Below are 7,080 nucleotides of genomic sequence, written 5' to 3' on the forward strand. Positions count from 1 at the left end.
CATATTATATTTTAATGTTGCGGTTTATTAGAAATTAATATACATCTGTAAAGCGTAGGTAGTGGGGATGGGGTAAGCACCGCCATTGTACTCGCTCTGCTCGGGATCCCACAGCTTCATGGGGCTCCAAACTGCCAGATTAGAAATCACGCCCTGGAAGTCGATAGACTTGACGCCGAGACGCTTGATCACGCCATAAGACTCGAGGTGATAGTTGATGTTGATTTCCTGGAGGCGGAGGTAGCGAGAGTTAGCATGCCAGAATGTAGAGTGCTGGGTGTTGTTCTCGTTGCGTCCGTAGCTCAGGCGGGGGAACAGTGCGTTGGGGTTCTCGGTGTCCTTTGTTCCAGAGTAAGAGGCGGGAGTCCAGCGGTTCTTCTGGTCGGCAACGATTGTGAGCACGTTACCAGTCTCACCGTTGTAGAATGGGATGTAACCCTCACCGTTGGTAGTACCGTTAACATAGTAGTAGTCGGTGTTGCCAGTACCCTTGAACATAACGCCCACTGAAAGGTTTTTCCAGCGTCCTTCGAGACCGAAGCCGTACATGAGGCGGGGATAGTTGGGATAAGACAGGGGCACCTTGTCGTCCTCGTCGATTCTACCGTCGCCGTTCACGTCCTTGTACTTGATATCACCCACGGTGTAAGAGCCGAAGGTCTGCACGGGGCTCTGAGCCACGTCCTGCTCGTCGCGGAAGAGGCCGAGAGAGATATAGCCGCGGAATGCGTTGTTCACATATCCGGTGTAGTTCTGGTAGTCATAGGGCTGCTCGGTCTGCTCCCAGTTCTCAACCTTGTTGGCACTGTAAGTGAAGTTAGCACGTCCTGTTATCGACCAGTCCTTGCCGAAGTCGTGAGTGTAAGAGATGTTACCGTCGCTACCGTAGCTCTTCATCTTACCCACGTTACCGAAGGGCATCTGGGTGAGACCTACGTAAGAGGGGATCTGGCTGCGGCGCTGGTAGATACCGTCGCGCATATCCTGGAAGAAGTCAACTACGAATTCGAGTTTCTGGTTGAAGAGCTTACCTTCGATACCGATGTCGGCCTTCTTGGCACGCTCCCAGCGCAGGTTGTTGGCACCCACGCGTTCCTCGGTGATCCAACCGCTGGTGCTACCCCAGCCGCCACCGCTGGTGCTCATCTGCATGAGAGTGAGATAGGGGAAGCGCTCGTTGGTGAGGCGGTCGTTACCTACTGTACCGTAAGAAGCACGGATTTTCAAGAAGTTAAGCCAGGGAGCTGCCTTGTGGAGCCAGTCGTAGCTAGTGGGAACCCAACCGAGACCGATTGAGGGGAAGAAACCGAAGCGGTGACCAGCCTCGAAGTTCTCAGAGCCGGTGTAACCGAAGTTTACGTCCATGAAGTAAGTGTCCTTGAAGCCGTAAGTCAAACGTCCAGAGAGACCCTCGTAGCGGATGGGAATTGCGTACATACTGCGCAGAGAAGCATCCTTAGAGTCGATGTTGCCGTCCATGGTCTGCTCGCTACTCATATAATAATAAGCGAGCGCGCCCACGCGGTGGTCGCCGAACACGCGGTCCCAAGTTGCGGTACCCTCGACGTGCCACTTGTAGTACTGCGCATCCTCGTGGCGATAAGTTGCGGGCTGAGCCTCAACGCGCTTCACGAGACCAAGCTCACCGGTGTACTTGCGTGTTGCAGCGTAGTACATCTCGGGAAGGATAGAGCGTATTTCCTTGAGGTTAGAAGAGTTGTCATAAGCACCCTGGATGCGGAGCTTGAGGCCCTCGGTGATCATTGAGAGGTCTTGCTTGATCTCGAGGGTAGCCTTGCCGCGGTAGTGGCGAATGCTACTCATACCGGTGTTGTTGAGCATCACGTAGGGCGAGTAAGCATTGTTGGCGCCATAGGCGGGAAGTTCACCGCTAGAGTAGCGAGTGGGGATGGTGATGGGGGTAAGGTTGCGCTGTGTTGCCCACAGAGCGTCGGTGTTGTTGTTACCGGGCTCTTTCTTGGTTGACACGAAACCGTCGGCACCGAAGTAGAGCTGAGTGGTCTTGGTGAGGTTGATATCCAAGTTAGCACGGTAGTTCAAAGTGTTGTAACCCACAGCAGTAGAGTACTTAGAAGACTTATCCTGGCGATAAGCAGCGCTCTCCATGCTGGTACCCAGTGAGAGGTAGTAGCGAGCGAGGCTACCACCACCGCGAGCGTTGATGAAGTAGGTCTGTGCGAAAGAGTTCTTGTGGAGGACTTCCTTCTGCCAGTTAACGTCGGGATAGAGGTCGGGGTCGAGGTGATACTTGATGATGTCCATCTCGATGGGGCTGTAGAGTTCGGTGTTGCCACGCACGGCGCGAGCCTCGTTGGCAAGCTTAGCATACTCGTAAGAGTTGAGGTACTTGGGCATGTTGGTGAGGTGCGACATTGTGAAGTTGGCACGTCCGGTGATCTGGAGACGGTCGGCAGTACCACGCTTTGTGGTCACGAGCACAACGCCGTTAGCGCCACGCACACCATAGACAGCGGTAGCACTCGCGTCCTTGAGGACAGAGAACGACTCGATGTCGGTGGGGTCGATCTGGCTGAGGTCGCCCTCAAGACCATCGATGAGCACGAGCGCGCTGCTATTGGCACCGAAGGTGCCGATACCGCGAATCCAGAACTCAGAGATGTTCTTACCGGGCTCACCGCTGCGCTGGATAGAGATCACGCCGGGGACACGTCCACCGAGCATGTTCTGGATGTTAGTTGCAGGAGCCTGCAGGTCCTTGGTGTCAACAGCGGTGATTGCACCCACGGTGCTGATCTTGCGCTGGCGGGCGAGACCCACGACAACGGTTTCCTCGAGCATGGTGCTCGAGATTTCCATTTTCACTGTGAGGTCGCTCACGCTCTTGGTGATGGGTATTTCCTGGTTGTTGTAACCCACGCAAGAGACGATGAGGACGTCGTTCTTACCTACTTTGATAGAGAACTTACCGTCGGCATCGGTCGAAGTGCCGGCACCGGGACGGTCTTTAGCATAAACGATGGCACCGATGAATGGTTCGTCATTTTCATCGAAAACGGTACCCGCCACCGTCAGTTGTTGCGCTACCGCTGTGAGCGTGCAGCACAGTAATAATATTATTGCAAATAACTTTTTCATATTCATTAGAATGTATTATTTAAGTATTGCTTAGCACTCACGGTTGTGTTACTCGATAGCGAGTCGGCGGATGCACTGGTTCTCATAGTCGGCCACATAGATGATGCCTTCCTTGTTGAGACACACGCCGAAGGGGCGGTTGAACAGTGCGATCTCGGGGCTACCGTCCTGATAACCGCTCTTGCCGGGCTGGCCGATCACGGTGCTCACCTTGCCGCTGGGGGTCACCTTGCGGATGCAGTGGTTGTTGGTGTCGGCGATATACATGTCGTCGTTCTCGTCGAGGATGAGCTGACGAGGCTCGTTGAACATAGCCGAAGCGCCGTTACCATCGATGTACCCCGACTTACCGCTGATGCCAGCGATGAGGGTGTGGGCACCGGTCTTGATGTTGTAACTGTAGATGCAGTGGTTGTTAGTGTAAGCCAGGTACAGAACCTCGGGGTTCTTGGTTGAGAAGGCAGTGTAAGAGTCACTACCGCTCATGAGGCCAGCAGCAACCTGGGTTGTCAGACCGGTCTCGGGCTCGAACTTGTAGAGGATACCCTGCTTGTCGCGGACATACATGTATCCGTCAACGGTACACATAGCAAATGAGTGCTTGAACTGGATGTCGAAGTTTGACATGCCTGTAGTGGGTTTGAGCTGGTGCTTGATGGGGCTCCACATGTCCTCGCTCGACATTGTCCAGTAGTCGTTGTGGTTGTCGGTGGGGATAAATACAGTCTTGCCGTCGTCGAGCATACAGGGTTGGTTGAGTGGAGCGCCAGTGTCGGGGATGAGCAGACGGCTCACGTCCTCGTCCTCGTTGACCAGGATAACCTTGTTATAATTATAATAATTGTTGCGGTTGCGCAGCGATGCAAAGATGTTGTTGTCATTATCCACTGCAAGATAAGTTACAGGGGGGAATGAAGTCTGCGCAAGGCCACCCATGACCACGTCGTCGGGGGCACCCACGATACCGCACACTGTGGTAACCACAGTCTGGATTCGGTATTTGAAGGGATTGGGGTACTCGACAGTCTTGTCACCGATTTTCACGGTCACCTTACAGTTTACGAGACCCTGCTCGTCGCCTTCGCCCGGCTTGCGGGGACAGATGGCATAAATCTTGTTGCCGATAGCCTGAATCACAGCGGCAGGCTTGTCGTTGAAGAATACCTGGATCATGCTTGCGTCGCCGCCAAAGTTGTCTCCGTTCAAGATAACCTTGGTTGCAACACCGCCTGAATCAGGATAGAAGTCAGTGAGAGTGATGGGCTTTGAGGGGTCATAGTCCTTCACATCATCCTTAGAGTCCTTGCAAGAAGTTGCAAGGCACAGCACAGCCAGCATTGCCGCCACTGTGCCCATTCCTAATTTGAGTAAATGTTTCATTGTTATATATATTTTAATTTTATTTCCTTATTTATTTTTCTTGTACAAGCGGAACAAGCGAGCACGGTCGTGGAGCGACTTGTAGTTGAGCTTGCCATTGCTGATGTCAACCTTCTGGTTGGTCCAGCACTCGATGCTGCGATCCAGATCGACATTGCTGGCGTCAATACCCATACCAGCAAGGTCGAGGCTCACGTTTTGGTCGCCCACACTGTAGTTGAAGTGAGCAATGAGGTAGCTGTCTTCAACCTCGAGCTGGAAGAGGTCAACTGAGTTGTTGGCACCATAGAGCTTGTGACCGTAGGCGGGACGGAACGACTTGCCCATAGAGATGATTTTGTTGACCTCGGGATAGCTGGTGAACTTGATGGTCTTCTCCTGTGAGATGGGGAGACCTATCGCTGAGCCCTCGGTAGCGAGGTTGTCGCCCAGGATGCAGTAGCCACACACGGCAGCAGTGGTCATGCGTGAGATGTTCTCGGCCTCGCTGCGTCCACCCATCACCAAGTGGTCGGGGTCGTTGTAGCAATAAACGCGGTTGAGCCACCAGCCGAATGAGAGGCTGTTCATCATGTAGCTAGTGTGCCACATCTCGCCCCATGCGTCGCAGCTGATGCGTCGTGCCTCGGCATACTGCGCGGGGAACAGGGGAGAAATTGAAAGGTCAAGGATGATGTCGTCGCCACAGAGTTCGCGCAGGTAGTTCATACCGTAGTTGTAGGCCTGCACGCCGGTGGTGATTTCGGGGTTATAGAAAGAGTCGGCTTCCTTGATACCCTCGTTGATGAAGTCGAGCTTGATGTATTCAAAACCACACTCACGGAACTTGGTGATATAGTAGTTCATGCGAGACAGTGATGCGGGCGATGTGGGATCGACGCGGCCTGTCATAATCTTGCCGTCAACCTTCACACGTGCCTGGCCATAAGAGTAACCGTTGTTGCCTTCTACTGCACGGCTGTCGCTACCGCTCCAGTCGTTGAAGGGAGTCCAGTAGATACCAGCCTTCTGTCCATTGGCATGGCAGCGGTCGGCAAATGCCTTGCGCTCGTCCCAGTTCATGTTGTCCCAAGAGTCAAGGCCCACGTAGATTACGTCGTCCTTGGCCCAGCCATTGTCCTGAAGATTCTTCTTGATGAAATCGCTCACTGAGAGCACGCCAGCGTAGTTACAGTTCTTCTCCATGCCGCCCCAGCTGTTCCAGCCGTAGATAGTGGGGCCATTGTAAGGACGCTTGGGAGCGATTTGGGCATTCACATCGCCATAAGTTTCCATACCGGTGCGCCAGTCATCAAAGAGACCCACCATCATCATGGCGCTCTTCACCTCGGTGCCTTTCACTGTGCCGTGAGGCTGGAGGTAGCCGGGAACGCCCTCGCCACGGCTGTAGTGGTCGCGGGTGGCGGGATGTGTTATGCCGCTGAATACCTCCAGTTTTGACAAGTGGCCCTGCGTGAGCGGGCTGCCGGTGAGGCGCACAGCGCTCTTCCATGTGTCGTGCGACACGCTACCCAGCACGAGCCCCTTCTGGGTAACGCCGTTGAACACTGCTGTCACCTCAAACGACACGCTGTCGCGGGCATAGCGTCCGCTAGCCATTGAGGTGAGCGACTGTCCGCGGCTCAAGGGATAACTGCCGTAGGTCACGAAGCCGTCGTTGTCGAAGGGGACGGTGAGGAAACGGTTGTTGGCATCCTGTGGCAGGAACAGGTTTTTAGCCTCGCTGTAGATGGGGCAGATGTAGTTGCTTGCCACCTGGGCGCCGCCATTGCTCAGCACGACCTCGGTGAGCAGGTAGTCCTTGTCAGCCATGAGGTAGAAGTTCTGCTCCACGGTGGGTTTATCATCGGCCTTGTAGGTGATTGTGTACTTGCGGGCACGTCCTGTTGCCGGATTGACAGTGGCGTCGCTGAACGTCACGTCGGTGTAGCTGGTGGTCTTCACCGTGTCGGCATTCACTTTGAACTTGGCATACACTCCGCTCAGCACGGCCTGGCCGTCCTTGGCGAGCGACACCATACGGGTTTGGTCATCGTAAGAGATTTTCCAGCGACCGCCAGTCATGTCGGTCGTGGCTGCATGTAGAGTAGTCGCGGCAAGTGCCACGAGTGCTACTGGAATTAAATTTTTAAAACTTTTCATTTGCAAATGTATTGTTTTTTTGGTTTTTGTTTCGTTTATATTCTTTGACAAGTGCAAAATTAATAAAACACGGCAAAATAAAATTTCACTAATATCCCAAAAAATATAACAAATGGGTCACAAATGCAACAAGCGTCCCAGCCCAAACATGCTAAGACGTTGATTTATTGTACTCAATACAATATCCCGCCACACCTGTCCCTTCTACCTACCAGCGGATTTCGATTAAATTTTTTTTTGGCCATCTCCCACAGAGGCACCGAGGTCACAGAGAGAAATAAAACATATAATCTGTAAAACCGGCATAACATGTTTTTTATTGAAAAAATAGTGATTTTCAGCTTAATTTCGGCAAATTTCAAGCGCAGCGCCCTTTCTGTGTCCTCAGTGTCTTTGTGGGAGAAGTCGCATACGGGGACTTTGAGTAAAACTAGATAAAAA

Annotated in this window: 3 protein-coding genes; all 3 read right to left on the bottom strand. The window is 53.1% G+C overall.

What is annotated here, in order from left to right:
* Positions 1 to 27 precede the first annotated feature (27 nt).
* The 3 genes from ACKI3C_RS09185 to ACKI3C_RS09195 are packed head-to-tail and all read right to left on the bottom strand — an operon-like array spanning position 28 to position 6,639.
* The gene (locus ACKI3C_RS09185) at positions 28 to 3,117 is read right to left on the bottom strand and encodes a SusC/RagA family TonB-linked outer membrane protein (protein WP_407404281.1); all 3,090 of its coding nucleotides are present in this window, start codon (positions 3,115 to 3,117) and stop codon (positions 28 to 30) included.
* A gap of 48 nt (positions 3,118 to 3,165) precedes the next feature.
* A complete protein-coding gene (locus ACKI3C_RS09190; RefSeq protein ID WP_407404283.1) occupies positions 3,166 to 4,497 on the bottom strand; it encodes an IPT/TIG domain-containing protein in 1,332 nt (443 codons plus the stop codon).
* 27 nt (positions 4,498 to 4,524) lie between these two features.
* On the bottom strand, positions 4,525 to 6,639 hold the full coding sequence (locus ACKI3C_RS09195) for a hypothetical protein (protein ID WP_407404285.1): 2,115 nt from the start codon (positions 6,637 to 6,639) through the stop codon (positions 4,525 to 4,527).
* Between the last annotated feature and the right edge of the window lie 441 nt (positions 6,640 to 7,080).

This window comes from Sodaliphilus sp. (assembly GCF_045598405.1).
GTDB lineage: Bacteria > Bacteroidota > Bacteroidia > Bacteroidales > Muribaculaceae > Sodaliphilus > Sodaliphilus limicaballi.